Consider the following 24,665-nt stretch of genomic DNA (forward strand, 5'->3'; position numbering starts at 1 on the left):
TTGATCTTATTCCTGGCCGGAAACTGGCGCCATCCCCACAGGGAGGGCGATACGATGAAAGGTCAACGCGGTTATATCGGCACCTTGCAACAGACTGGTTTCCAGGCGTCGCGGCACCGGGAAAGCTGGCTTGTCCTGGTCTGGAAGCAGCTCAGGCGCTGGGAGCAACTGGCACGCCAGCGGGGCCAGCTGGCGCGGATGAGTGACGAGATGCTCAAGGACATCGGCATGTCCCGCGCCGATGTGATGGAAGAAAGCGAGCGCCACTTCTGGGAAGACCCGCTGAAGAAGTAACGCGACGTGCGGCCCGCCACCGGTGAAGCGCAGGGCGGGCCGCAACCTTGATGGATGGACTCACAGGAACGGAACCAAATGTCGAACACCCACGAACTGGCCCAGTTGAACATCGCCTCGATGCAGGCGCCCCTGGACTCCCCGGTCATGGCCGATTTCGTCGCCAACCTGGCGCCGATCAATGCCCTGGCCGACCGTGCGCCGGGTTTTGTCTGGCGTCTGCAGGACGAGGAGGGCGACGCCACCGCCATCCGTCCCTTCGGCCCGGACGTGCTGGTCAATCTTTCCGTCTGGCGCGATGTGGCCAGCCTCAATGAATTCGTCTACCGCTCCGCCCATGTGGAGATGCTGCGTCGGCGCAAGGAGTGGTTCGAGCGCATGTCCGGCGTCCACCAGGTGCTCTGGTGGGTTCCCAGGGGACATCGGCCTGATGTCCTGGAAGCAGCGGAGCGACTGGCGCGCTTGCGCAATGGCGGTCCCACTCCGGAAGCCTTCACCTTCCGTCAGACATTCCTCGCGCCGGACCAGTCCGTGCCCTTCGCGACCTTTGAGCCGGAGCGCGAAAGCCAAACCGGCTGATGCTACTGTGAGGCGTCATCCCCCTGCCGGCTTGGAGCCCTATGACGCTGACCCTTTCCCTGCCCGAAGCTCGCCGCCTGTCCCTGGCGGCCCAGGGTTTCGCGCGTGTGCCACGCGGCGCGATCCGTCACCGGCAACTGCTGGCGCAGCTGGATGCTCTGGGGGTGGTGCAGATCGACTCGGTGAACGCCCTGGTGCGTTCGCATTACCTGCCGGCCTTTTCCCGCCTGGGTCACTACGACCGTGAATTGCTGGATGACCTCGCCTGGGGCAAGCCCCGGCGCCGGGCACTGTTCGAGTACTGGGGGCACGAGGCGTCGCTGCTGCCGCTTGCGTTGTATCCGCTGATGCGCTGGCGCATGCAGCGGGCTGCCAGTGGCCAGGGTATCTACCAGCAACTGGCGCGCTTTGGCTTCGAGCGGCAGGACGTGATCCAGCGCGTTCTGCAGGCCTTGCGAGAGCAGGGCGCCCTGGGGGCTGGCGCGCTGAGCACGCGGGAAGAACGCGCTGGCCCCTGGTGGGACTGGAGTGCGGAGAAGCATGCGATGGAGTGGTTGTTCGCCGCCGGAGAAGTGACGGTGGCCGGGCGACGCGGTTTCGAGCGGCTATATGACCTGCCGGAACGGGTGATTCCGGCCGATATCCTGAACCAGCCCGAGCCGACGGAGGCCGATGCGCAGCGCCAACTGCTGCTGCGCGCCACTGCGGCCCTCGGCGTCGCCACCGAGCGCGATCTAAGGGACTACTACCGGCTGGATACCGGCGATAGCCAGGCGCGCCTGGCCGAGCTGGTGGAGGAGGGCGCGGTGTTGCCGGTACAGGTCGATGGCTGGAAGCAGTCGGCCTACTGCCTGGGCGACTTCCGTGTACCGCGCAAGATCAGGGCGAGTGCCTTGCTGTCGCCTTTCGACTCGCTGATCTGGGAGCGGGCGCGCACGGAGCGGCTGTTCGACTTCCGCTACCGCCTGGAGATCTACACGCCCCAGCACAAGCGCCAGTATGGCTATTACGTGCTGCCGTTCCTGCACGATGAACGCCTGGCCGCGCGGGTCGATCTGCGTGCTGAACGCGCTCAGGACCGCCTGGCGGTGCATGCCCTGCATGAGGAAGACCGCGGCCTCAGTGAGGCGGGCGTGCAGGCGTTGGCGGAGAACCTTCAGCGCATGGCCGCATGGCTGGGGTTGGGCGAGGTGGCGGTCACCTGCCGGCGGCCGGGGACGGTGCGGTTGCAGGCGTGCCTGGGCTGAAACCCGGTGTGGGCGTGTGGGAGATTCCATGTCAATCAGCCGTGCAGCGGCCCCGTAGGTTGGTCCGAGCCTGCGAGGCCCAACATGGCCATGTATCGACCTCGCACGTTGGGCTTCGCGGAGCTCAGGCACAACCTACAAAAGCCGCCCCCCGGAGTTCCGGGCAGGCCTTCGACCTGCATCGCGATTGAAATCGCTCCCACAGGGCCCCGACGCCTAAGGAAGGGCTTCAGCCGGGTGGACCACGCTTCATCGGTCCACCATTCGAGGTCCGGCAGAGCGCCGCTGGTGGATGGAAAAGCGCCATCCACCCAACGTGGCTAAGGCGTTGACATGGAATCTCCCATAAGAGCGACACGGCCGTCAGCGGCGAATCTGCTTCAGCGTTTCGGCGATCAGGAAGGCCAGTTCCAGGGACTGGTCGGCATTCAAGCGCGGGTCGCAGTGGGTGTGGTAGCGGTCGGAGAGCGCGTCCTCGGTGATCGGGCGGGCGCCGCCGATGCACTCGGTGACGTTCTGCCCGGTCATCTCGATGTGAATGCCGCCCGCATGGCTGCCCTCTGCCTGGTGGACGTCGAAGAACTGTTTCACTTCGCCGAGGATGCTGGCGAAGTCGCGGGTCTTGTAGCCACTGGACGCCTTGATGGTGTTGCCATGCATGGGGTCGGAGCTCCACAGCACCTTGCGGCCTTCACCCTGTACGGTACGAATCATGCGCGGCAGGTGTTCGCCGACCTTCTCGGCGCCCATGCGCACGATGAGGTTGAGGCGGCCCGGATCGTTATCGGGGTTGAGGATGTCGATCAGGCGGATCAGTTCTTCGCTGTCCATGCTGGGGCCGACCTTGACCCCGATGGGGTTACCGACGCCGCGCAGGAACTCCACGTGGGCGCCGTCCAGCTGACGGGTGCGGTCACCAATCCAGAGCATGTGCGCCGAGCAGTCGTACCAGCCGCCAGTGAGGCTGTCACGGCGTACGAACGCTTGCTCATAGTTCAGCAGCAGGGCTTCGTGGGCGGTGAAGAAACTGGCTTCGCGCAGTTGCGGTGCGCTGTCCAGGCCGCAGGCGCGCATGAAGGCGAGGGCTTCGTCGATACGACCGGCCAGTTGGCTGTACTTCTCGGTCAGCGCCGAGTTGGCGATGAAATCGAGGTTCCACTGATGCACCTGGTGCACGTCGGCGAAGCCGCCCTGGGCAAAGGCGCGCAGCAGGTTGAGGGTGGCGGTGGCCTGGTGGTAGGCCTGCAGCAGGCGTTCCGGGTCCGGTACGCGGCTGGCAGCGTCGAAGCCGATGCCGTTGACGATATCGCCACGGTAGGCTGGCAGGGTGATGTCGCCCTGGGTTTCGTTGCCGGAGGAGCGCGGCTTGGCGAACTGGCCGGCCATGCGGCCCACTTTCACCACCGGGCAGCCGGCGGCGAAGGTCATGACGATGGCCATCTGCAGCAGCACTTTGAAGGTGTCGCGGATCTTCGCGGCCGAGAACTCGACGAAGCTCTCCGCGCAGTCGCCGCCCTGGAGCAGGAAGGCGCGGCCTTCGGTAACCTCGGCGAACTGGCGGCGCAGCTCGCGTGCTTCGCCAGCGAAGACCAGCGGCGGGAAGCTCGCCAGGGTCTGCTCGACATGTGCCAGTTTGGTGGCGTCCGGGTACTCGGGCTGTTGCTGGATGGGTTTTTCCCTCCAGCTTTCAGGGCTCCATTCTTGGCTGCTCATCAGGGTCTCGACAGGGCTGCTTGCGGTAGATGAGCCATGGTAACCGAATGGCCGGAAAGCAGCGCTAGGCGCGCCAGCAGAGGAGTATGCCGCAGAGGCAGAGCAGCAGGTGGATGCCGGTGTGTAAACGCGTCGTCGTGCAGCTCGAAGCCGACGAAGGGGATGCCGTGTTTCTGCAACTGACGGGTGCTGCACAGGCCCATGGGGCCGGCGCCGATGATGGCGTACATGCTGGATTCGACCTCTGCGCTGTTATTCTTGTGCCGTTTTCGCCCCGTGGGGCGCGCAGTCTGGATTATGCCGGGAGCATGGGCTCCGGCTTCAATGGCAATAGGCGCCTGCGTGGCGTCGGGCTGGTGCGAAATGTCAGCACCGCCCTTGAAGGAGTGAAGAGTTGATGTCCGAAGAGCGCCTGCTCGCGGAAGTGCATGATGATTTCGGCGTGATTCGTGTCTACGAGGTCGGTCCTTACCGCATCCTCGAGTTCGGTGACGCGGTGGAGCAGAGCTGCGTGTTCACGGCCGATCCGGCCTGGCTGGAGTACGACTACACCCGCGCCATGCTGCTGGGCGCGCTCTGTCCGGAAGCACCAGAGAATGCCCTGTTCCTCGGCCTGGGCGCCGGTACCCTGACCCAGGCTTGCCTGAAGTTCCTGCCGCTGGAAGATGTGGAAGTGATCGAGCTGCGCCCGGACGTGCCTCGGCTGGCCATGGAGTACCTGGGCCTGGCCGACGACCCGCGACTTTACGTACGCATCGGCGATGCCCTGGAGCTTCTCGACAGCACTGAGCCGGCGGACCTGATCTTCGTCGATCTGTACACCGACCAGGGGCCGGGTGTCGGCCACCTGGCCTGGAACTTCCTCGGCGCCTGCCAGAAGCGCCTGAGCCCCGGCGGCTGGCTGGTGATCAACCAGTGGGCGGCGGACGACGGCAAGCCCCTGGGCGCGGCGCTGCTGCGCGGACTGTTCCATCGGCATTACTGGGAATGCCCGGTGAAGGAGGGAAATGTGGTGCTCTTCGTACCGGCCAGCCTGGACCAGACGCTGGACATCGCCGCGCTCAAGGCCCGGGCCGATACCCTGGCGCCGAGCCTGGGCTATTCGCTGCAATCGTTGCTGGATGTCGTGCGGCCGGCGAGCTAGGCCGAGTAGGTGCTTGCCGCTACCGGCCCTTGAAATGCCCATCCCGCCGCTCCAGCATCGCCCGCAACCCTTCCTTGGCGTCTTCGGTCGCCAGCAGTTGCTGCGCCATGGCCGGGAGTGCTGCCGCTGCGGCCTTTTCGCCCTCATCCAGGGTCTGGTGCGCCGAGGCCAGGGTGGCGCGAATGCCCAGGGGCGCCTGGGCAGCAACCCGTTCGGCCAGCCATATGGCGCGTGGCAGCAGGTCTTCAGTGGCCAGTACTTCCTGGACCAGGCCGAGGCGACAGGCTTCATGTGCGTCGAACTCATCGCCCGTGAGCAGCCAGCGCATGGCGTTGCCCCAGCCCGCTATCTGGTGCAGGCGAAGGGTGGCGCCGGCGAATGGGAAAATGCCGCGCTGCACTTCCATCTGGGCGAAGCGGGTGTTGCTGGCGCAGAGGTTGATGTCCGCCGCGAGCATCAGCTCGATCCCGATGGTGTAGCAGAACCCCTTTGCCGCGACGATCAGCGGCTTGGTCAGTCGCGGGCCGCCGAAGGTGCCCCAGGGGTCGATGGCGCCGGTTGGTAGCTTCCAGCCCTGCCGGAAGGTATCGCCGACGCTGGCCAGGTCGAGCCCGGCGGTGAAATGTTCGCCATGGGCGAAAATCAACGCGCAGCGTGCATTGTCGTCCCGTTCGTACTCGCCCAGGGCCAGCACCAGATCGTCCAGCATGGATTGGTCGAATGCATTGCGCTTGGGCGCGCGATCAAGGCCGATCAGCATGATGTGGCCACGTTTCTCACGACTGACACAGCCGGCGGAACTCGGGGACATAGCGGGCTTTCCTTCGTAGGAATGGCGAGAGGGCAGGTGGGATATAGACCCGCGCAGAGGGCTTGTCCATTGCGCCGCACCGTCTGGCGGAGAGGAAATAGGGGCGCCGAAAAAGCTGCACGCGTGCCAGAAATTTCCTGTATGATGCGCGCCGGCCAACTGACGGCCCCGTTCAAGTACTGCGCTTTCCCCGAGGCTCTTTGCCTTCGGCTGCAAGTCCGCGCTGCGGACTACCCTTGACGTTTCATCCATTCCCAATAAAGCGATCACGCAAATTCTCTACCAGGCTGCCAGGGTGACCCACAAGGTCCTTCATGGCATGTGCAGCCATGGAACAAGGGTCTTTGCGGATGCACACGAGGCAGACCCATGACCCAGGAACTCGGCACTTTCGCCGCGCTCGGCATTCATCCCAATGTACTGGCCGCAATCTCTGCGGTCGGCTATGAAGAGCCGTCCCCCATCCAGGCCCAATCGATTCCGGTGATCCTCGCCGGTCACGACATGATTGGCCAGGCCCAGACCGGTACCGGCAAGACTGCAGCCTTCGCGCTGCCGATCCTGTCGCGCATCGATCCGGCCAAACGAGAGCCGCAGGCGCTGATCCTGGCACCGACCCGCGAGCTCGCACTGCAAGTCGCCACCGCTTTTGAAACCTACGCCAAGCAGATACCCGGCCTGAGCGTGGTCGCCGTCTACGGTGGCGCGCCCATGGGCCCGCAGCTCAAGGCCCTGCGCCAGGGCGCCCAGGTGATCGTGGCCACCCCCGGCCGTCTCTGCGACCACCTGCGTCGCGATGACAAGGTGCTCGCTACCGTGCAGCAGCTGGTGCTGGACGAAGCGGACGAGATGCTCAAGCTCGGCTTCATGGACGACCTCGAAGTGATCTTCGAAGCCCTCCCGGAAAGCCGTCAGAGCGTGCTGTTCTCTGCCACCCTGCCGCCGTCGATCCGCTCGATCGCCGAGCGTCACCTGCGGAACCCGCAGCACGTCAAGATTGCTGCCAAGACCCAGACCGTAGCGCGCATCGAGCAGGCCCACCTGATGGTCCATGCCGACCAGAAGACTGCCGCAGTCCTGCGCCTGCTGGAAGTCGAGGAATTCGACGCGCTGATCGCGTTCGTGCGCACCAAGCAGGCCACCCTGGATCTGGCCAGCGCGCTGGAAGCCAAGGGCTACAAGGCTGCCGCACTGAACGGTGACATCGCCCAGAACCAGCGTGAACGTGTGATCGAGTCCCTGAAGGATGGTCGCCTGGATATCGTGGTTGCCACCGACGTTGCCGCTCGCGGCATCGACGTACCGCGCATCACCCACGTGTTCAACGTGGATATGCCCTACGACCCGGAATCCTACGTGCACCGTATCGGCCGTACCGGCCGTGCCGGTCGCGATGGCCGCGCACTGCTGCTGGTGACTCCGCGTGAGCGCCGCATGCTGCAGGTGATCGAGCGTGTCACCGGCCAGAAGGTTGCCGAGGTGCGCTTGCCCAATGCCCAGCAGGTGCTGGATGCGCGCATCAAGAAACTGACCACTAGCCTCACTCCGCTGGTGACCGAGGCCGATGCCAAGTACGGCGATCTGCTGGACCGCCTGGTTGCCGATATCGGTTGCACCCCGCGTGCCCTGGCCGCCGCGCTGCTGCAGCGTGCCACCAACGGCCAGGCCCTGAACCTGGCGGACGTGGAGCGCGAGCAGCCGCTGGTGCCGAGCTTCCAGCAGCGTGAGCGCCGTGAGCGTGATGGCGGTGAGCGCGGTGAGCGTGGCGAACGTGGTGAGTACCGCGAGCGTCGTGCGCCGATGCCGTTGGCCGAAGGCCGCGTGCGCTGCCGCACTGCCTTGGGTACTCGCGACGGTATCGCCGCGAAGAACCTGCTGGGCGCCATCCTCAACGAGGGCGGTATCGCCCGTGAGGCCATCGGTCGTATCCAGATCCGCGAAACCTTCAGCCTGATCGAGCTGCCGGAAGAAGGCCTCGACCGCCTGCTGGGCAAGCTTAAAGACACTCGCGTCGCCGGCAAGCAGCTGAAGCTGCGCCGCTATCGCGAGGACTGACGCGCGCCGTGGTAAACGAGAGAGCCCCGCATTGCGGGGCTTTTTTGTGGGTGCGTGCTTGGCTGACTTGGCCCTGTGGGAGCGAATTCATTCGCGAATGAATTCGCTCCCACAGCCCCCTCGGCTGCAAGCTTCTAGTCGAAACGATAGATATCCATCCCCAGCGCACCCAGGGTGAAGCCGCTGTGCACCAGGCCGAACCGGTCGCCGGCGCCACGGGCGAAGTAGAGTGGCAGCAGGTGTTCGTCCCGGGGGTGATTGCGCGCGGCATGAGGTGCCTGTGTGCGGTAGGCATGCAGCGCAGCCTCGTCGCCTGCTTCGAGGCGCTCCACCATCCAGTCGCGAAACTCCTTCGCCCAGGGCGTCACGGTTTCCGGGCCGGCGCGCCAGTCCAGTTCGCCCAGGTTGTGCGTGATGCTGCCGGAGCCGATCAGCAGGATGCCCTGTTGACGCAGGCCGGCCAGGGCCTGGCCGACGCGGGTCTGGAACGCCGGCCCGAGTCGGGTGGGTAGCGATAGCTGGATGACCGGGATGTCGGCATCCGGATACATCAGCGACAGCGGCACCCAGGTGCCATGGTCGAAGGGGCGCTCCGGATCGACGTCTGCGGGAAGCCCGGCTTCGGTCAACAGCTTGGCGATCCCCCTGGCCAGTTCAGGCTCGCCCGGTGCGGGGTACTGCACGGCGTATAGCGGTGGCGGAAATCCGTAGAAGTCGTGCCAGGTCTCTGGGTGGGCGTTGCCGCTTAGCAGCAGGCGGTCGCTTTCCCAGTGGGCGGTCACCACCAGGATCGCTTTGGGGCGCGGAAGGGTATCGGCCAGGGTCTTGAGCGCCGGGCCACTTTCGCCGGGCTCCAGGGCAAGCATTGGGGAGCCATGGGAGATGTACAGGCTGGGTAGCATTTCGGAATTCCTCCGGTAGGATTCCGGCATCATCCGGGCTGGATATATCGATTTCCAGCATAAATATTTGAGCGTTTTGATCGAATTGATGGAGGCGTCATGGACGAACAGTTCTGGCAGGCGCGCTGGGCGCAGAACCAGATCGGTTTCCACCAGCGGGAGGTCAATCCTTACCTGGAGCGCTACTGGCCGCAGTTGGAACTACCGCAAGGCTGCCAGGTGCTGGTGCCGCTTTGCGGCAAGACCCTGGACCTGATCTGGCTGGCGGGGCAGGGGTACAAGGTGCTGGTTGTCGAACTGGCCGAGCAGGCGGTGAGGGACTTCTTCGCTGAGCAGGGGTTAATCCCCGAGGTGGCGCAGCAGGGCGCCTTGCGTCGGTACAGTGCGGGCACCATCGAGATTCTCCAGGGAGATTTCTTCGCCGTTACCGCCGACGATGTCGCTGATTGCCGCGCACTCTACGATCGCGCGGCGATCATCGCCTTACCGCCGGCGATGCAGGATGACTACGTTGCCCATCTGGAACGCATCCTGTCACGGCCCTGCGACGGGCTGATGGTCACCCTCGATTACGAGCAGGCGCGCCTTGAGGGGCCGCCGTTTTCGGTGCCCGAAACCGAGGTGCGGCGGCACCTGGAGGCCGGCTGGGAGGTGGCAATGCTGGAGCGCCACGACGTGTTGGAGCAGAACTGGAAATTCGCCTCTCGCGGGCTGGATAGCCTGCATGAGCCGGTGTTCCGCCTGAAGCGACGCTGGGGCGTATCCGGCGGTGAGGTCTGGCCGGGTTGCTCAGCTGGGTAGGATGGCGTAGAGCGAAGCGAAACCCATCAAGACCCTGCACCGCCGCCTACGGTGACGTCTTTGCTGCGCAAAAAAAGGCGGCCAGTTGGCCGCCCAAGTCAGTGTGAGTCGTTTCAGCCGCGGCGGCGCAGGGCCTCGATACGGTCTTCCAGCGGCGGGTGGCTCATCAGCAGGCCGGCGAGGCCGTGCTTCAGGCCGCCATTGATGCCGAAGGCGGTCAGGCTGTCGGGCATCTGCACCGGCACGCCCTGTTCGGCACGCAGGCGCTGCAGGGCGCCGATCATGGCGTTGGTGCCGGCCAGGTCGGCGCCGGCTTCGTCGGCACGGAATTCCCGGCGGCGTGAGAACCACATGACGATGATGCTGGCGAGGATGCCCAGGACCAGTTCGGCGAAGATGGTCGCGATGAAGTAGCCGATGCCTGGGCCTTCTTCGTTCTTCAGGATCACCTTGTCGACGAAGTTGCCGAAGATACGCGCGAAGAACATCACGAAAGTGTTCACCACGCCCTGGATCAACGCCAGGGTGACCATGTCGCCATTGGCCACGTGGCCGATCTCGTGGGCCAGAACGGCCTTCACTTCATCCGCGGAGAAGCGCTCCAGCAGACCCTGGCTCACGGCCACCAGTGCGTCGTTCTTGTTCCAGCCGGTGGCGAAGGCGTTGGCTTCGTACGCGGGGAAGATGCCCACTTCCGGCATCTTGATGCCGGCTTCGCGGGACAGTTGCTCGACGGTCTGCAGCAGCCACTGCTCATGGCGGGTGCGCGGTTGGGTGATGATTTCGGTGCCGGTGCTCATTTTCGCCATCCATTTGGAGATGAACAGCGAGACCAGCGAGCCGGCGAAGCCGAACACGGCGCAGAAGACCAGCAGGCTGCCGTAGTTCTGGCCGGTGAAACGGTCCACGCCCAGCAGCTTCAGGGTGATGCTGGCAATCACCAGGACTGCAAGGTTTGTGGCCAGGAACAACAGGATGCGCATCATGATTGGAACAGTCTCCTCACGGCGGAAAGCGTTTTGGTATGCGGGGGTATATAAGGGGCCGCCCTGGCGTATTCAACCAGGGACTATTTCAAACTATGTCGCCTGACGCGTCTGCACTGCTTTCGAAGATTAGCCGAGTCAGTTGCACGAGTCGTTCGCTGTCGGCGCCGCGCAAGGCTTCACGCAGTTGCTGCGCGAGGCTGGAATGAACTCGCAGGACGCTGGGCGGCAGGGTTTCAGCGGTGGCAGGAGCGCCCGGCAGGGCGCGTGACAGCCGCAGGAAGCCCTTTTCGGTCAGTACCGCCTGGTCCAGCGCTTCGAAGCGGATGGTGCTGTCGAAGCGCAGGTAGCCTTCGTCGGCCAGCCAGAGCAGGGCGCCCAGGCAGCTTTCGTGGCGCTGGCTGGGCAGGCCGAATTGGTCCGGCTCGGACGGGCCGATCAGATCGTCCACATACAGGGCGATGCGTCGCGGAAAGGCCTGGTACAGCTGTATCAGGCCGGCGGCGCAATCCTTGTAGAAATCGTCGATCTGGAGGTCCATGCGGGGTTACTGGCGGTACGACTTGAGGAAGCTACCGATGCGGCCGATGGCCTGTTCCAGGTCGTCGACGCGGGGCAGGGTGACCACGCGGAAGTGGTCCGGCCACGGCCAGTTGAAGGCGGTGCCCTGGACGATCAGCAACTTCTCGGACAGCAGCAGGTCGAGGACGAACTTCTCGTCGTTGTGGATCGGGCAGACCTTAGGGTCGATCTTCGGGAAGGCGTAGAGCGCGCCCATGGGCTTCACGCAGCTGACGCCGGGAATGTCGTTGAGCAGTTCCCAGGCGCGGTTGCGCTGTTCCAGCAGGCGGCCATTGGGTAGCACCAGGTCGTTGATGCTCTGGTAGCCGCCCAGGGCGGTCTGGATGGCATGCTGGCTCGGGACGTTGGCGCACAGGCGCATGTTGGCCAGGATGTCCAGGCCTTCGATGTAGCTCTGGGCCTTGTGCTTGGGGCCGGAGATGGCCAGCCAGCCGGAACGGAAGCCGGCCACGCGGTAGGACTTGGACAGGCCGTTGAACGTCAGGCAGAGCACGTCCGGCGCCAAGGAAGCGGTGGAGATGTGCTTGGCCTCGTCGTAGAGGATCTTGTCGTAGATCTCGTCGGAGAACAGTACCAGGTTGTGCTGGCGGGCCAGCTCGACGATGTCCAGCAGCACTTCGCGGGAATACACGGCGCCGGTGGGGTTGTTCGGGTTGATCAGCACCAGGGCCTTGGTGTTCGGGGTGATCTTCGCCTTCATGTCGGCGATGTCCGGGAACCAGCCGGCCTGCTCGTCGCACAGGTAATGCACCGGCTTGCCGCCTCCCAGGGCCACCGAGGCGGTCCACAGCGGGTAGTCGGGCGCCGGGATCAGAACTTCATCGCCGTTGTTGAGCAGGGCCTGCATGGCCATCACGATCAGCTCGGAGACGCCATTGCCCAGGTAGATGTCTTCGATGCCGACGCCTTCCACCTGCTTCTGCTGGTAGTACTGCATCACCGCCTTGCGCGCGCTGAACAGGCCCTTGGAATCGCTGTAGCCCTGGGCGGTAGGCAGGTTGCGGATCACGTCCTGGAGGATTTCTTCCGGGGCTTCGAAACCGAACGGCGCCGGGTTGCCGATGTTCAGCTTGAGGATGCGGTGGCCTTCCTCTTCCAGGCGTTTGGCGTGCTTGAGCACCGGTCCGCGGATGTCATAGCAGACGTTGGCGAGCTTGTTCGATTTGCTGACCTGCATGATGCGTTACTGTCCCGAGGTGAAAAGAGTCGCACCGGGCGACGGGGATCGATGCGCCTTGGCAGCCTGTAACGCCGCTGCCAGACTGGCGTCTGATGAATCGCGCATGATACGTGCGGCCCGATGACCCGAAAAGGTCGGGACCGGGCTTTTTTACTACTGCCGAGGACTGTCATGGACAAGCTTGAGAAACCCCTGGAAGCCTGGCGCGAGGAGCTTTCCGACGCCCAGTTCCACGTCTGCCGCCTGGGCGGCACTGAGCGTGCCTTCACCGGCGAGTACTACGCCACCAAGACGCCGGGCACTTATCACTGCGCCTGCTGCGGCGAGGCGCTGTTCGATTCCGATGCCAAGTACGACTCCGGCAGCGGTTGGCCGAGTTACTTCCAGCCGGTGAGCAAGGAGGTCATTGCCGAGCGCGAGGACTTCAGCCACGGCATGCACCGCATCGAAGTGCGTTGCGGTCGCTGCGATGCTCATCTGGGGCATGTCTTCCCCGATGGCCCGCGACCCACTGGCCTGCGCTACTGCATCAATTCGTTGTCGCTGAAGCTCGAACCGCGCTGAGTCGTCCATCCGGAAAGGCTCGCCGAGAGGCGGGCCTTTTAATGGAGTAATTAGATTGCATGCAATTTAATTGAGCGCTATTTTTAGCTGACTCTCTTACCGGAACAGGTTTCAGCCATGAGCGACAAGATTCTCGATATCCCCGTGACCACCATCAAAGGCGAGCAGAAGACCCTCGCGGATTTCGGCGGCAAGGCGTTGCTGGTGGTCAACACCGCCAGCAAATGTGGCTTCACGCCGCAGTACAAGGGGCTGGAAAGCCTCTGGCAGCAGTACAAGGACAAGGGCCTGGTGGTACTGGGCTTCCCCTGCAACCAGTTCGGCAAGCAGGAGCCCGGTGACGAAGGCGCTATCAGCGAGTTCTGTGAGCTCAACTTCGGCGTCAGCTTCCCGCTGTTCAAGAAGATCGACGTCAACGGCAGCGAGGCGCATCCGCTGTATGTGCAGCTGAAAAAGCGCGCGCCGGGCCTGCTGGGCAGCCAGGGCATCAAGTGGAACTTCACCAAGTTCCTGATCAGCCAGGACGGCGGTTCGATCAAGCGCTTCGCACCGACCACTAAGCCGGAAGAGATCAGCGCCGAGATCGAAGCCCTGTTGAAATGAACACTCCGTCGATCGAACCGGAGCTGCTGCTGGACAACCAGCTCTGCTTCAAACTCTACGCCGCGTCCCGGGCCGTGACCCGGGGCTACCGGCCGCTACTCGAACCCCTGGGTCTGACCTATCCGCAGTACCTGGTCATGCTGGTGCTGTGGGAATGGCATGCGCGCCCGCCTGAGCAGCCCACGGTGAAGGCGCTGGGTGAGCGCCTGCTGCTGGACTCCGGCACCCTGACGCCCCTGCTCAAGCGGCTGGACCAGCTCGGCCTGGTGCTGCGTCGGCGCGCTGCCCATGACGAGCGCGAAGTTCACCTGGCACTGACGGAAGAAGGGGCCGCCCTGCGGGACAAGGTAATGCCCCTGCGCAACGAACTGATCTGCTCCAGCGGCCTGGACCTCAACGAGATGGCCGAACTGCGCTCGCGCCTTGGCGAGCTGCTGGGGCGACTCATGGGGTCGCTTTAGCGGGTAGCCAGGTGTCCAGCAGGGCCACCAGCTCCTCGCGGCGGAAGGGTTTGGCCAGGTAGTCGTCCATGCCGGCAGCACGGCAGCGCTCACGTTCGTCCGGCAGGGCGTTCGCGGTCAGGGCGATGATGGGCAGGTCAGGCCAGCGACCGCTCTGGCGAATGCGCCGGGTCGCCTCGTAGCCGTCCATCACAGGCATGTTGCAGTCCATCAGCACCAGGTCGACGGCGGTCTGCTCCAGGCGGCTCAGGGCTTCGGCGCCGTGGCCTGCCAGCAAGACCTCGCAGCCCAGCTTGGCCAGCATGCCCTTGGCCACGAGTTGGTTGACAGCATTGTCTTCCACAAGCAACACCCGTGCGTTGCGGATCTCTGGCTCGACGGGGGCCGGCGCCGGGCTGGGCGACTCCTCGGGGAGCTGCATCAGTACCCGCTGCAGCGCCTGGTAGAGCGCCGCACGCGACAAGGGACGAGCCAGCTGGTGAAGCGGCGTCAGGGTGGCCGCCCGCGGTGGCGGCAGGAAGCTGCCGTAGCCGGTGACCAGCAGGATGGGGAGCAGGGCGGTCCTGCGCACGTTCTCCAGGCAATCGGGGCTGTCGCTGATCAGCACGTCGGCCTGAGCGCCGCTGAGGTCGGCGTCCTGGTCGCGCCGCTCGAATTCCAGGCCCCAAAGCGGCAGCCAGGTGCCGAGCATTTGGGCCAGGCCGCTCTTGGCGCCGCACAGTGCGATGACCTTGCCTTTCATGGGCGCGCGCGGCTCCGGTGGGCTGTGTTCGACCAGCGGCAGTTCGGCGCTGAACTGGCTACCCAGACCCTCCTGTGACTTGACGTCCAGCTGGCCCTGCATGGCTTCGCACAGGTGTCGGGTGAGCGCGAGGCCGAGGCCGGTGCCGCCGAACTGGCGGGTAATTCCTGCGCTGCCCTGGGAAAAGGGCTGGAACAGCTTGGGCAGGGCTTCGGCGGAGATGCCGATGCCGGTGTCGCGGATGGTGATCAGTACGCCGCCGGGGCTGGGCGCGGCGCGCACGTCGACGCGCCCGGAGCGGGTGAACTTGAGGGCGTTGGACAGAAGGTTGCTGATCACCTGGCGCACCCGCGTCGGGTCGCCGACAACCAGTGATGGCAGTTGCGGGTCGATCAGGCAGGTCAGTTCGACGCCCGCGGCGGTGTTCTGCGAAAGCAGGTTGGCGGTGTCTTCCACCAGGGTGCCCAGGTCAAAGGGGATCTGTTCCAGCTCCAGTTGGCCGGCTTCGAATTTGGACAGGTCGAGGATGTCGTTGAGCAGCTCCACCAGCACGCTGCCCGAGTCGTGGGCGATCTGCAGCTGGCGGCGCTGTTCGCCGTTCAACGGACCGTCCAGCGCCAGGTCCAGCATGCCCAGCAGGCCGTTGAGCGGGGTGCGGATTTCATGGCTCATGTTGGCGAGGAAAGCGGCGCGCGCCTTGGCCATTTCCAATGCGGTGCTACGCGCTACTTCCAGTTCCTGGTTATAGCGGCTGAGCCGGCTGTTGACGGCCTTCAGTTCGGCGGTGCGCGCCGAGACGATATTCTCCAGCTCGGCCAGGTACTGGTTGAGTCGTTGATCCGCCTCGCGGCGCTGCTGCATCTCGACAGACAGGCTGGCCAGTTGGCGGTTGATCACTTCCACCAGCACCCCGATTTCATCCTGCTCGTGGCCGGGGGGACAGGGCAGCTTGGCGTCCGGCGCCGCGCGTGGGTCCCGTTCGCTGAGGTTGCGGATCAGTTGCACCAGGGGCTTGGTCAGCATGCTGTAGAACAGCACCAGCAGGATCAGCGACAGCAGCAGGCTGCGTACGAAGCCGCTGAGCAGGGTGAACATGGCACGACGGAGGAAGTGGCTGCCGAAGGCGAAGGTGTCCACTTCCAGGCGCAGGACGCCGAGGGTTTCGTTGGGTGCATGGACGATGTAAAGCGGGTCTTCGAACTCGCGGCGTTCACCGAACAGGTAGTCGCTGAAGATGCGGAAGTCGCTTTCGGTGCGTGGACGGCTGACGCTGGCCAGCACCGCGCCGTTGTTGTCGATGATCTCGGCGCGAATCACCGCCGGCGAGCGCAGGAGGCCCAGCACCAGCTCCTGGGCCAGTTCGGCGTCGATGTTGTAAGCGATGCGCGCGGCAGGGCTGTGGGCGATTTCGAGGAGGGCCTTGATCTCGCGATCGATCGAGGCGTTCTCATTGAAATAGTCGCTGGCGACCTGGACGAAACTGAGTACGGTGCCGAGGATGAATGCCACCAGCACGGTCAGGCTGGCCTGCTTGAACGACAGCCGTTGTGTCAGCGGAATATCCATGGGCACGTGGGATTTGGCCTTGTTCCGAGGGCCTGCCAAGCATAGCCTATCCGGTCTGCCGGCAGCGTCTGGTGACTGTGGCTGAGCAAGGAGTTGAACGTGGATTCCCGTTTGTTTGAAATTCTGGAGCGTGCCGACGCGGTGCTGGCCCGTCTCGACCCCCTTTTGCCGGTGCCTCGCCCGGTAATCGACTGGCAGGCGAGCCTTGCCGCACGCTGGCACCGTGACGGCCGCAGTGGCTACCTGCAGCCGCTGGTCGTGAGCCTGGACCTGTCACTGGCTGACCTGATCGGCGTCGATGCTCAGCGTGAGCAACTGGCGCGCAATACCCGCCAGTTCGTCGATGGCTTGCCGGCCAACCACGCGCTGCTCTGGGGTGCCCGTGGTACGGGCAAGTCCTCCCTGGTTCGCGCTCTGCTGGCCGAGCACGCCCGCGCCGGTCTGCGCCTGATCGAAATCGAGCGTGATCACTTGGCCGACCTGCCACGCGTGGTGGAGCAACTGGCCAGCCTGCCGCAGCGTTTCGTGCTGTTCTGTGACGACCTGTCCTTCGAGGCGGGCGAGGGCGACTACCGCGTGCTGAAGAGCGTGCTCGATGGTTCCCTGGAGCGCGCGCCGGACAATGTGCTCCTGTATGCCACCTCCAACCGGCGGCACCTGGTGCCGGAAAAACAGAGCGACAACGAGCATTGGCAGATGGTTGACGGTGAACTGCACCCGAACGAGGCGGTGGAAGACAAGATCGCCCTGTCTGATCGCTTTGGCCTCTGGCTGTCGTTCTATCCCTTTACCCAAGAGCACTTCCTGGCAGTGGTGCGTCACTGGATCAGCGTGTTGGCTACGCCCGCTGCGCTGGACTGGGCGTGGACCGAAGAACTGGAAAAGCAGGCGATTCGCTGGGCCCTGGGGCGCGGCAATCGCAATGGCCGTTGTGCCTATCAATTCGCCCGCCAATGGGTCGGGCTTGCGTTACTGGAGTCGCGTAAATGATCGAGCTGCAACAAGCCGGCGCCGGCCTTTCCGGTTATTCGCTGCTGGCTGCCCAGCTGGAATCCCTGTTGGCCGATGAACGTGATTTCATCGCCAACAGCTCGCAGTTCTCCGCGTTTCTCTTCAACGAACTGTCGGACCTGAACTGGGCCGGTTTCTACCTCAATCGCGATGAGCAGCTGGTGCTCGGCCCATTCCAGGGCAAGGTTGCCTGCGTGCGCATTCCGTTCGGCAAGGGCGTCTGCGGCGCCGCGGCACGCACCCGGGAAACCCAGCGGGTGGAAGACGTGCATGCCTTCCCGGGCCATATCGCCTGTGACAGCGCGTCCAATAGCGAGCTGGTGGTGCCCCTGGTGAAGGAGGGGCGTCTGATCGGTGTGCTGGACCTGGACAGTCCGAAGCTGGCGCGTTTCACGGAAGTGGATCAGGCTGGCATCGAGCAACTGGCGGCGATCTTCCTGCGCCTGACCGACTGCTGATTGCGCGGTAACGAAAAAGCCCGGACTTGTCCGTAATGCTGTTCACATAAGAAAAAACGCCGCTTTTCCTTGAGCAGGAGGGCGGCGTTTTTGGTTTTGCATCATCAAAAGCTGTTTGTCCGGGGTATCTATCCCTCGTAGGAGCGAGCTCTGCTCGCGAACCCGCCTCCTTCGCGAGCAGAGCTCGCTCCTACGCTTTTGCGGGGTGTTCAGGGGCGCCCGGCGAGTTTCGCGAGGATTTTCTGTTCCCCAGGCATGACGGCCTGCACGGATTCCCGCGCGGAGATTCGCTCATAGTGCGCGGCCAGGCGTGGCCAGCGTGAGCTGTCCAGGCGTTCCCCGCCATGCTCCATGTTGACCAGTTGGGTCGCGAGGGCGAGGTCGGCCATGGTCAGGCGTTCGCCAACGAAGTACTCGGCACTGCCGAGGGTTTTTTCCAGGTAATCGAAATGGGGCGGCAGCTTGTCGACCAGGGCTGCCTGGACCGTGGCTTCGTCGCAGGGCTGGCCCATGGACGGTTTCAGGGTCCGGTTGCGGAACACGCCGAAGGTGGCCAGCGGCGCCAGCTCGTAATCGGCGTATTTCTCCAGCCAGCGCACTTGCGCATTCTCGCTGGCGTCACGGCCATAAAGCGGGGCGAGTTCCGGGTGTTTCTCTTCCAGGTACTGGCAGATCACGCTGGAGTCGGCGAGCGTCGTGTCGCCATCGCGCAGGGCGGGAATCCGGCCCAGCGGACTCAGTTCGCGGAACCAGGCCGGCTGGCTGAAGGGTGAGACGATTTCGAGCTGGTAGTCCAGGCCCTTCTCCAGCAGGTACAGGCGCACCTTGCGCACGAACGGAGAGAGCGGGGCGCCATAGAGGGTCAGGCTCATCGGGAGGTCCTCGTCTGAGCGGGTCAGTCGTAGATGTTCTTCTTCTTCCAGATGTCTTCGTCATCCAGTGACTTCAGACCTTCGGTGAGCTCGCTGGGTTCATCGGCGCTGGGCTGGGCGTTCTCCAGTACCAGGGCGTTGGCTCGGGCGAGTTGTGCCTTCAGCTGTTGCAGGCGGTCCTGGTAGCGGGCCGGGTCAGGTTGCTTCTGTAGGTACTGGACCCCCCGCTCGAAGGCCAGGCGAGCCTGGCGTGGCTGGTTTTCCTGCAGCGCCTGCAGGCCGAGGCTGGTGAAGAACTCGACATGCAGTTGCACCAGCATGTCGCGGATTTCCTTGACCCAGTTCTTCGCTTCGTTGGCGGGCAGCAGGCCTTCCTGGGCGGCACGGGTGATCTGGCCGTGGAGGCTTTCAAGCTGGAAGCGGATTTCCTTGGCCTTGGCCTCGGACTGGATCTTCTGCGGCGGGTTGGCCACCGGGATCGACTCGCCCTGGCTTGCCAGCGAGCGCAGTTGATCGAGGCGCCCCTTGAGGTCGCCATCATTCTTGTCCAGTTGCTGCAGGCGTTCCCCCAACTGCAGTTGCAGGCGGGTCAGCAGTAGCTTGAGGCCGGGGGAAACCATCTGGCCGGGGAGGGTTTCGGAAAGGTCGCCACAGCGGCGGAGACGGTCGTTGAGGTCGGCCTTGAGACGGGCCCTCTCCAGCTTGCTGTTCTCCATCATGTGGTTGACGTAGCCAATGACGATAAGGATGACGATACCGACGACGATCAGCAGGGTGATCACGAGTGGCGACATCTGCTGGGCTCCGATGTTCTTTTAAGGTGCGGCTGAGTGTAGAGACTTGACTCTAGCGCTGATAGGGGGGGATCAAATTTTGAGCAGAAGTCTTTGATTTTAAAAAGTTTTTGATAGAGGGTTGACGGGTGTTGAATCCCTCCATAGAATGCGCGCCACTTCGACGCGATGCCGGTGGCAAAGCAGAGAAGCCGGAAGCAGGCGTCAAAGCTGTTGTAAGTTCCGGGCCGCGTCCCCTTCGTCTAGTGGCCTAGGACACCGCCCTTTCACGGCGGTAACAGGGGTTCGAGTCCCCTAGGGGACGCCACTTTAATTGTTGCACGCGGGAATAGCTCAGTTGGTAGAGCACGACCTTGCCAAGGTCGGGGTCGCGAGTTCGAGTCTCGTTTCCCGCTCCAAGTTCTAAAGCAGGGCCAAGGCCTTGTTTGCCGAGACCCTCAGGGTTGAGGGACGCATCTTTCAGGATGCAGGCTGTAAAGGTTGTATGCGGGAATAGCTCAGTTGGTAGAGCACGACCTTGCCAAGGTCGGGGTCGCGAGTTCGAGTCTCGTTTCCCGCTCCAATTTCAGTCCCCTTCGTCTAGTGGCCTAGGACACCGCCCTTTCACGGCGGTAACAGGGGTTCGAGTCCCCTAGGGGACGCCACTTCAAATGTTGTACGCGGGAATAGCTCAGTTGGTAGAGCACGACCTTGCCAAGGTCGGGGTCGCGAGTTCGAGTCTCGTTTCCCGCTCCAGATAAACAAGAACGCCGCTCATTCGAGCGGCGTTCTTGTTTCTGCGTTTCGGACTCAGGCCAGGTCGTGCTGGCGGGCCGCAGCGCCTTCTTCTATGGCGCTCTCAGCCCGCTCCTTCAATTGCCGCATGGATTCTGCCGACTCCCGGTCGATCTTGTTGCGCATCACGAGCCAGTTCGCGATCTGCATGGTCAGCCCGGAGAAACCGTACTCCAGGGTGCGGACGAACCGTGTCCTACTATCCGTGCTTTCGCATTCATAGGTCAGCACCAATTCCAGCCCGTGGGTGCCTCGGGCGGTGGCACGCCAGCGGCGGCCAGGGCTGTACTCGGTTACGTCCCAGCTGAGGTGACCGGCGCGCCCGCCCGCGTGGATGTCTTCCTCGAAATGGCTACCGGCCGGCAGCGGCCCGGACGGGCCATCCACGCGCAGGGAGGAGGGGTGCCACTCCGGCCAGCGGGTGGCGGTGCTGGCATAGGCCAGCACCTGTTCCGGGCTGCGGGCGATATCCACTTCGTGTTGCATGCGGGTCATGGCGCTCTCCTGTTCCAGTGGTTCCCAGTGCAGGCTGCCCTTGAGCCAGTCCATCAGTGGGAAGACGAGGTTGAAGTTGTGGGTCTGCATCAGGTCGCGGCGGTGGTGAAGCTCGTGCAGCTGGCGCATGTGACTGATCCATGGCAGGCGCGAGATGGGGTGATCGGCGGGCAGGTGTTCGCAGGCGTGGAAGACTTCGTAGCTCAGATAGCCGGCGAGCAGCGTGGTGGAGAAGAGGGCGGCGACGTTGCTGTTGAGGTAGGACAGCAGCCACCAGGCGGCGAACAGCCCCATGCTGAAAAAGATGATCAGCCAGGCCGGGAAGAGGATCACTCGCCAGTCCCGCGTTGTTTCCCAGGTCATCTGCCCGGCCACGAAGAAACTGTGATGATCGCCGCTGTGGCGCTTGTAGAACATCGAGCCGACGCGCGTCTTGTGATGGCCGAGGTTCTTGTGAATGGTGTACTCGCCCCAGTTGAAGAACACCAGGGCGGCCGGCACTACCAGCCACTCCCAGGGTTTCACGTCGCTCAGACTGCCGATGAAGAAGGCCAGGCAGGCCGCGCCGTAAAGCAGCACGAAACCACCATGCAGCCAGACGTTGTAGAGGCGGTGGATGCCCGCGCGATAGCGATCACGGAAGGCCTGGGTGTCGTGGCTCATGGCTGCTCCGGCAGTCTTGTTGGTGTGCCACGCAGTCTAGTGCTCGCTCCCGTGTTTTGAACGCGGGATTCCGGTTTTTCGTGCCTTTTGGCAGAAGTGTCCGCCCCGGACCGGTTGGATCAGCATCGACGGCGCAGCAGCGGCCAGCAGCCGAGCAGGGTGGGTATCCCCAGGCCGAGCCAGGCCAGGGCGTCCCACCCGCCATCGCCCAGCAGTGCGCTGAACAGCCCCAGGGCACAAAGCAGGCCGATGAGCAGGGGCGGGGTAAAGGTGAATTGCTGCCAGTTCATGCGACAGCCTCCACGGGCGCGGGCTGCCCGGCACTGCGGCGCTGGCGGACCCACCAGAGGTACAGGCCGCTGCCGAGGACGATGATGGTAAGGATATCCAGCGCGGCCCAGAGCAACTGCATCGGGCGGCCGCCGTAGTCGCCGAAGTGCAGCGGCTGCGACATGGCCAAGGCGTCCATGTACCAGGGGCGCTGGGCCACGGCGGTGACGTCCAGGGTGCGTGCATCGATCAGCACGGGTGTCCAGAGGTGGGCGGTGAGGTGCGTGCTGCCGACCATGAACACGGTGTAGTGGTGCTCGCTGGAGAAGCGGGTGCCGGGGAAGGCGATGAAGTCCGCCTGCATGCCGGGCAGTGCGGCGGTGGCGATCGCGAGGACGTTGTCTGCCGGGGCGCGCTCGGTCAGCGGCGGTGCATTGCGGTAGGGCTCGACCAGGGCGGTCAGGGCGTCCTGGCGCCAGGCGCTGATCAGCAGGTCGGCGCAGGCGCTGATGACGCCGGTCACGCCGACCACCAGTGCCCACGTCAGAGTGACGATGCCGATCAGGTTGTGCAGATCCAGCCAGCGGGTGCGGGTGGAGCGCTGGTGGCGCACTTCGGCGAACTTCAGGCGCCGCATGAAGGGCGCATACAGCACTGCGCCGGAGACGATGGCGACGACGAACAGCAGGCCCATGAAGGCCAGCAGCAGCTTGCCCGGCAGCCCGGCGAACATGTCGACGTGCAGGCGCAGGATGAACATCAGCACGCCGCCATTGGCGGCCGGCATCGCCAGGGCTTCGCCGGTGCGGGCGTCGAGCATGAAGGTGTGTGATGAATTCGGTTCGGTGCCGGCCGTGGCAGCGGTGATGGCGATCACGCCATTGGGTTCGTCTTTCTCATAGCCCAGGTATTGCACCACTTCGCCGGGGCGATGGCGCCGGGCGGCGTCCACCAGTTGTTGCAGGCCGAGGTGCGGCGTATCCGGGGCCATTTCACGCAGCTCGGGGGCTTCGCCCAGCAGGTGCTCCAGTTCGTGGTGGAAAATAAGCGGCAGCCCGGTGAGGGCCAGCATGAGCAGGAAGAGGGTGCAGATCAGGCTGGTCCAGGTGTGGACCCGGGACCAGCGCCGGATGGTGCGGCTGTGCATGGCAACTCCCTGTGAAAGGGGGGGCGCCCGTGGGCGGCCCTTCTTCGGGGGCGAGGGGCTTAGAACTTGTAGTTCACGCTGGCCACCAAGTTGCGCTCGTCGCCGTAGTAGCACCAGAAGCCGTCGCAGGTGGACAGGTATTCCTTGTTGAACAGGTTCTTCGTGTCCACCGCCACGGAGAGGCCACGCAGCGAACTGTCCAGGCGGCTCAGGTCGTAGTGTGCGGAGGCGTCGTAAACGGTGTAGGAGCCGGTGTGGCCGAGCCAGGTATTGGCGGTGTTGCCGTAGCTGTCACCGACGTAGCGCACGCCGCCGGCGATGCCGAAGCCGTCGAGGAAGCCGCTGTGCCAGGTGTAGTCGGCCCAGGCGGTGGCCTGGTTGCGTGGCATCTGTGCCATGCGGTTGCCCTTGTCGGCGCCTTTCTGGATTTCGCTGTCGGTGTAGCTGTAGGAGGCCACCAGCTTGAGGTTCTCGGTGACGTCGGCGGTGGCTTCAAGTTCCAGGCCGCGCACCTTCAACTCGCCGACCTGCCGGGTCACGCTGCCTTCGGTAACGCTGACGTTGGTCTGGGTCAGGTCGTAGACGGCGGCGGTGAGCAGGGCGTCGCTGCCGGGCGGCTGGTACTTGACCCCTGCCTCGTACTGCTTGCCTTCGGTGGGGTCGAAGGACTGGGTGCTGCTGACGGTGGCGCCCATGGCTGGCTGGAAGGACTCGGCGTAGGAGATGTACGGGGTGACGCCATTGTCGAACACGTAGCTCAGGCCCGCGTTGCCGCTGAAGGCCACGTCGCGTTGGGTGTTGCTGACGCCGTTCTGGTTGTAGAACTCGGTGCTGGTGTGCACCCAGTCCTCGCGGCCGCCGAGGGTCAGGCGCCAGTTGTCGAGGGCGATCTGGTCCTGGGTGTAGAGACCGGTCTGGCGGGTCTTCTGGTTGTAGTCCTGGAGGGTGAAGTAGGTGACGTTGGACAGGTCTGCGCCATACACCGGCCTGGTCACGCTGATCGGCGGTACGCCGAAGCCGTAGAGCCAGCGGTAGTTGCTGTTGGAGCGCTGGTGGTCGAGGCCGAGCAGCAGGGTATGGTCCAGCTCGCCGGTACTGAAGTCGGCCTGGAAGTTGTTGTCCACGGCGAACTGGCTGATGTCCTCATCGACTATGCCGGACTCGCGGCTGACGTTGCCGTCGGCGTCGACGCTGTTGAAGGTGGACACGTTCACCGCCTGGAATTCCAGGTCGCTCTTGGTGTAGCGCAGGTTCTGGTGGAACTGCCAGACATCGTTGAATCGGTGCTCGAAGGCATAGCCCAGGGCGCAGTAGGTGCGGTCGTAGAAGTCCCAGTCCGGTTCGCCCAGGTTCTTGTGGTGGGAGATCTTGCCGAACGGCGAGTCGATCTTGGTGCCCTGCAGCGGCAGGAACTGGCCGGTGATGCCGGTATCGTCGCGGGTGTACTGCGAAAGGAAGGTCAGGCGCGTGTCGTCATTGATGTTCCAGGTCAGGCTCGGCGCCAGGTTGTAGCGCTTGTCCGGGATATGGTCGATGGGCGAGTTGCTGTCACGCACGGTGCCGCTGACGCGGTAGAGGAACTGGCCCTCGCCGTCGAGCTTGCCGGTGTTGTCGAAGTTGATCTGCTTGTGCTCGTTGCTGCCGGCTTGCAGTTCCACTTCGTTGGCCTGCTCGGCCTGCGGGCGGCGGCTGACCATGTCGAGCAGGCCGCCGGGCGGAGTCTGGCCGTAGACGGAGGACGCCGGGCCGCGCAGCACGGCGATACGTTCCAGGTTCCAAGGTTCGATCTTCGGGTTGGCGAAGGAACCCACCGGCAACGGCAGGCCGTCGAGGAACTGGGTCGGTACGAAGCCGCGTACCTTCAGCCAGTCGGCGCGGGAGTCGGCGCCGTAGCCTGGCCAGAAAGCGGCAAGATCAATAGGATGCATGGCGACAGCAGGGCGTGGGGGTT

At 64.2% G+C, this 24,665-nt stretch carries 24 protein-coding genes, 5 tRNA genes and 1 pseudogene; 16 read left to right on the top strand and 14 right to left on the bottom strand.

The genetic code is table 11. The annotated features are described in order from the left end of the window. The first annotated feature begins 54 nt into the window (after positions 1–54). The 3 genes from THL1_RS11525 to THL1_RS11535 all read left to right on the top strand — a co-directional run bounded on the left by THL1_RS11525 (position 55) and on the right by THL1_RS11535 (position 2,120). Positions 55–294, top strand: coding sequence for a DUF1127 domain-containing protein (locus THL1_RS11525; protein ID WP_069083396.1), 240 nt, complete (start codon positions 55–57; stop codon positions 292–294). A gap of 78 nt (positions 295–372) precedes the next feature. Then, entirely contained in the window at positions 373–873 is a 501-nt protein-coding gene (locus tag THL1_RS11530; RefSeq protein ID WP_069083397.1) for a DUF3291 domain-containing protein, read from the top strand. 41 nt (positions 874–914) lie between these two features. Further along, positions 915–2,120, top strand: coding sequence for a winged helix-turn-helix domain-containing protein (locus tag THL1_RS11535; protein WP_069083398.1), 1,206 nt, complete (start codon positions 915–917; stop codon positions 2,118–2,120). A gap of 363 nt (positions 2,121–2,483) precedes the next feature. On the opposite strand, the gene THL1_RS11540 is transcribed toward THL1_RS11535, so the two are convergent. Together THL1_RS11540 and THL1_RS28895 are read right to left on the bottom strand one after the other, a co-directional pair. After that, complete coding sequence (locus tag THL1_RS11540) at positions 2,484–3,833, bottom strand: class II 3-deoxy-7-phosphoheptulonate synthase (RefSeq protein ID WP_069083399.1); 1,350 nt, start codon at positions 3,831–3,833, stop codon at positions 2,484–2,486. Then, positions 3,833–4,063, bottom strand: a complete 231-nt coding sequence (locus tag THL1_RS28895) for a hypothetical protein (protein WP_083245866.1) — start codon at positions 4,061–4,063, stop codon at positions 3,833–3,835. Before THL1_RS28895 ends, THL1_RS11540 begins: the two co-directional genes overlap by 1 nt. 167 nt (positions 4,064–4,230) lie before the next feature. Here THL1_RS28895 and THL1_RS11550 point away from each other — a divergent pair, with 167 nt between their 5' ends. Then, positions 4,231–4,977 carry a spermidine synthase gene (locus THL1_RS11550; RefSeq protein ID WP_069083401.1) on the top strand — a complete coding sequence of 249 codons (747 nt, stop codon included), beginning with the start codon at positions 4,231–4,233 and terminating at the stop codon, positions 4,975–4,977. Positions 4,978–4,996: 19 nt separating this feature from the next. Here THL1_RS11550 and THL1_RS11555 read toward each other — a convergent pair whose 3' ends face one another. Further along, the gene (locus THL1_RS11555) at positions 4,997–5,788 is read right to left on the bottom strand and encodes a crotonase/enoyl-CoA hydratase family protein (RefSeq protein WP_069083402.1); all 792 of its coding nucleotides are present in this window, start codon (positions 5,786–5,788) and stop codon (positions 4,997–4,999) included. Positions 5,789–6,157: 369 nt separating this feature from the next. Between THL1_RS11555 and THL1_RS11560 the strand changes: the two genes are divergently transcribed. Beyond that, the gene (locus THL1_RS11560; protein ID WP_069083403.1) at positions 6,158–7,843 is read left to right on the top strand and encodes a DEAD/DEAH box helicase; all 1,686 of its coding nucleotides are present in this window, start codon (positions 6,158–6,160) and stop codon (positions 7,841–7,843) included. 134 nt (positions 7,844–7,977) lie between these two features. Here THL1_RS11560 and THL1_RS11565 read toward each other — a convergent pair whose 3' ends face one another. Beyond that, positions 7,978–8,745, bottom strand: a complete 768-nt coding sequence (locus THL1_RS11565; protein ID WP_069083404.1) for a DODA-type extradiol aromatic ring-opening family dioxygenase — start codon at positions 8,743–8,745, stop codon at positions 7,978–7,980. A gap of 99 nt (positions 8,746–8,844) precedes the next feature. On the opposite strand from THL1_RS11565, the gene THL1_RS11570 reads away from it, so the two are divergent. Beyond that, on the top strand, positions 8,845–9,546 hold the full coding sequence (locus THL1_RS11570) for a thiopurine S-methyltransferase (protein WP_069083405.1): 702 nt from the start codon (positions 8,845–8,847) through the stop codon (positions 9,544–9,546). Between the two features lie 113 nt (positions 9,547–9,659). On the opposite strand, the gene htpX is transcribed toward THL1_RS11570, so the two are convergent. From htpX to THL1_RS11585, 3 genes are all read right to left on the bottom strand, one after another. After that, complete coding sequence (htpX, locus tag THL1_RS11575) at positions 9,660–10,532, bottom strand: protease HtpX (protein ID WP_069083406.1); 873 nt, start codon at positions 10,530–10,532, stop codon at positions 9,660–9,662. 88 nt (positions 10,533–10,620) lie between these two features. After that, positions 10,621–11,073 carry a hypothetical protein gene (locus tag THL1_RS11580; protein WP_069083407.1) on the bottom strand — a complete coding sequence of 151 codons (453 nt, stop codon included), beginning with the start codon at positions 11,071–11,073 and terminating at the stop codon, positions 10,621–10,623. Between the two features lie 6 nt (positions 11,074–11,079). Further along, positions 11,080–12,291, bottom strand: a complete 1,212-nt coding sequence (locus THL1_RS11585; RefSeq protein ID WP_069083408.1) for a pyridoxal phosphate-dependent aminotransferase — start codon at positions 12,289–12,291, stop codon at positions 11,080–11,082. Positions 12,292–12,465: 174 nt separating this feature from the next. On the opposite strand from THL1_RS11585, the gene msrB reads away from it, so the two are divergent. The 3 genes from msrB (at position 12,466) to THL1_RS11600 (ending at position 13,922) form a co-directional block, all read left to right on the top strand. Further along, entirely contained in the window at positions 12,466–12,858 is a 393-nt protein-coding gene (msrB, locus tag THL1_RS11590; protein ID WP_069083409.1) for a peptide-methionine (R)-S-oxide reductase MsrB, read from the top strand. A 117-nt stretch (positions 12,859–12,975) separates the two neighbouring features. After that, positions 12,976–13,461: a glutathione peroxidase gene (locus tag THL1_RS11595; protein ID WP_069083410.1), complete on the top strand. Its 486-nt coding sequence runs from the start codon at positions 12,976–12,978 to the stop codon at positions 13,459–13,461. Further along, positions 13,458–13,922 (top strand): MarR family winged helix-turn-helix transcriptional regulator, encoded by a 465-nt coding sequence (locus tag THL1_RS11600; RefSeq protein WP_069083411.1) that lies wholly within the window; start codon positions 13,458–13,460, stop codon positions 13,920–13,922. Before THL1_RS11595 ends, THL1_RS11600 begins: the two co-directional genes overlap by 4 nt. Here the strand turns inward: THL1_RS11600 and THL1_RS11605 are convergent. Next, positions 13,906–16,230: an ATP-binding protein gene (locus THL1_RS11605; protein WP_069083412.1), complete on the bottom strand. Its 2,325-nt coding sequence runs from the start codon at positions 16,228–16,230 to the stop codon at positions 13,906–13,908. The genes THL1_RS11600 and THL1_RS11605 overlap by 17 nt on opposite strands. A 99-nt stretch (positions 16,231–16,329) precedes the next feature. Here THL1_RS11605 and THL1_RS11610 point away from each other — a divergent pair, with 99 nt between their 5' ends. Together THL1_RS11610 and THL1_RS11615 are read left to right on the top strand one after the other, a co-directional pair. Next, entirely contained in the window at positions 16,330–17,220 is an 891-nt protein-coding gene (locus THL1_RS11610; RefSeq protein ID WP_069083413.1) for an ATP-binding protein, read from the top strand. Continuing rightward, entirely contained in the window at positions 17,217–17,699 is a 483-nt protein-coding gene (locus THL1_RS11615; protein ID WP_069083414.1) for a GAF domain-containing protein, read from the top strand. Before THL1_RS11610 ends, THL1_RS11615 begins: the two co-directional genes overlap by 4 nt. 209 nt (positions 17,700–17,908) lie before the next feature. Here THL1_RS11615 and THL1_RS11620 read toward each other — a convergent pair whose 3' ends face one another. Together THL1_RS11620 and THL1_RS11625 are read right to left on the bottom strand one after the other, a co-directional pair. Further along, on the bottom strand, positions 17,909–18,571 hold the full coding sequence (locus THL1_RS11620; RefSeq protein WP_069083415.1) for a glutathione S-transferase family protein: 663 nt from the start codon (positions 18,569–18,571) through the stop codon (positions 17,909–17,911). A gap of 23 nt (positions 18,572–18,594) precedes the next feature. Further along, entirely contained in the window at positions 18,595–19,365 is a 771-nt protein-coding gene (locus THL1_RS11625) for a hypothetical protein (RefSeq protein ID WP_069083416.1), read from the bottom strand. A 231-nt stretch (positions 19,366–19,596) separates the two neighbouring features. Between THL1_RS11625 and THL1_RS11630 the strand changes: the two genes are divergently transcribed. The 5 genes from THL1_RS11630 (at position 19,597) to THL1_RS11650 (ending at position 20,100) form a co-directional block, all read left to right on the top strand. Beyond that, positions 19,597–19,672 (top strand) — tRNA-Glu (locus THL1_RS11630). Positions 19,673–19,687: 15 nt separating this feature from the next. After that, positions 19,688–19,763 (top strand) — tRNA-Gly (locus tag THL1_RS11635). Positions 19,764–19,851: 88 nt separating this feature from the next. Next, a tRNA-Gly gene (locus THL1_RS11640) sits at positions 19,852–19,927 on the top strand. A 6-nt stretch (positions 19,928–19,933) separates the two neighbouring features. Further along, positions 19,934–20,009: transfer RNA gene (locus THL1_RS11645), tRNA-Glu, on the top strand. A gap of 15 nt (positions 20,010–20,024) precedes the next feature. Then, positions 20,025–20,100: transfer RNA gene (locus THL1_RS11650), tRNA-Gly, on the top strand. A gap of 54 nt (positions 20,101–20,154) precedes the next feature. Here the strand turns inward: THL1_RS11650 and THL1_RS11655 are convergent. From THL1_RS11655 to THL1_RS11665, 4 genes and pseudogenes are all read right to left on the bottom strand, one after another. Continuing rightward, positions 20,155–21,297, bottom strand: a complete 1,143-nt coding sequence (locus THL1_RS11655) for an SRPBCC family protein (RefSeq protein ID WP_069083417.1) — start codon at positions 21,295–21,297, stop codon at positions 20,155–20,157. Positions 21,298–21,416: 119 nt separating this feature from the next. Then, complete coding sequence (locus tag THL1_RS30300) at positions 21,417–21,587, bottom strand: hypothetical protein (RefSeq protein ID WP_177343828.1); 171 nt, start codon at positions 21,585–21,587, stop codon at positions 21,417–21,419. Beyond that, positions 21,584–22,714: a PepSY-associated TM helix domain-containing protein gene (locus THL1_RS11660; RefSeq protein ID WP_069083418.1), complete on the bottom strand. Its 1,131-nt coding sequence runs from the start codon at positions 22,712–22,714 to the stop codon at positions 21,584–21,586. The genes THL1_RS30300 and THL1_RS11660 overlap by 4 nt, the downstream gene beginning before the upstream one ends. Positions 22,715–22,773: 59 nt before the next feature. Beyond that, positions 22,774–24,609, bottom strand: a pseudogene (locus THL1_RS11665) (TonB-dependent siderophore receptor); the annotation flags it as partial. Positions 24,610–24,665 lie beyond the last annotated feature (56 nt).

The organism is Pseudomonas sp. TCU-HL1, assembly GCF_001708505.1.
Lineage (GTDB): Bacteria > Pseudomonadota > Gammaproteobacteria > Pseudomonadales > Pseudomonadaceae > Metapseudomonas.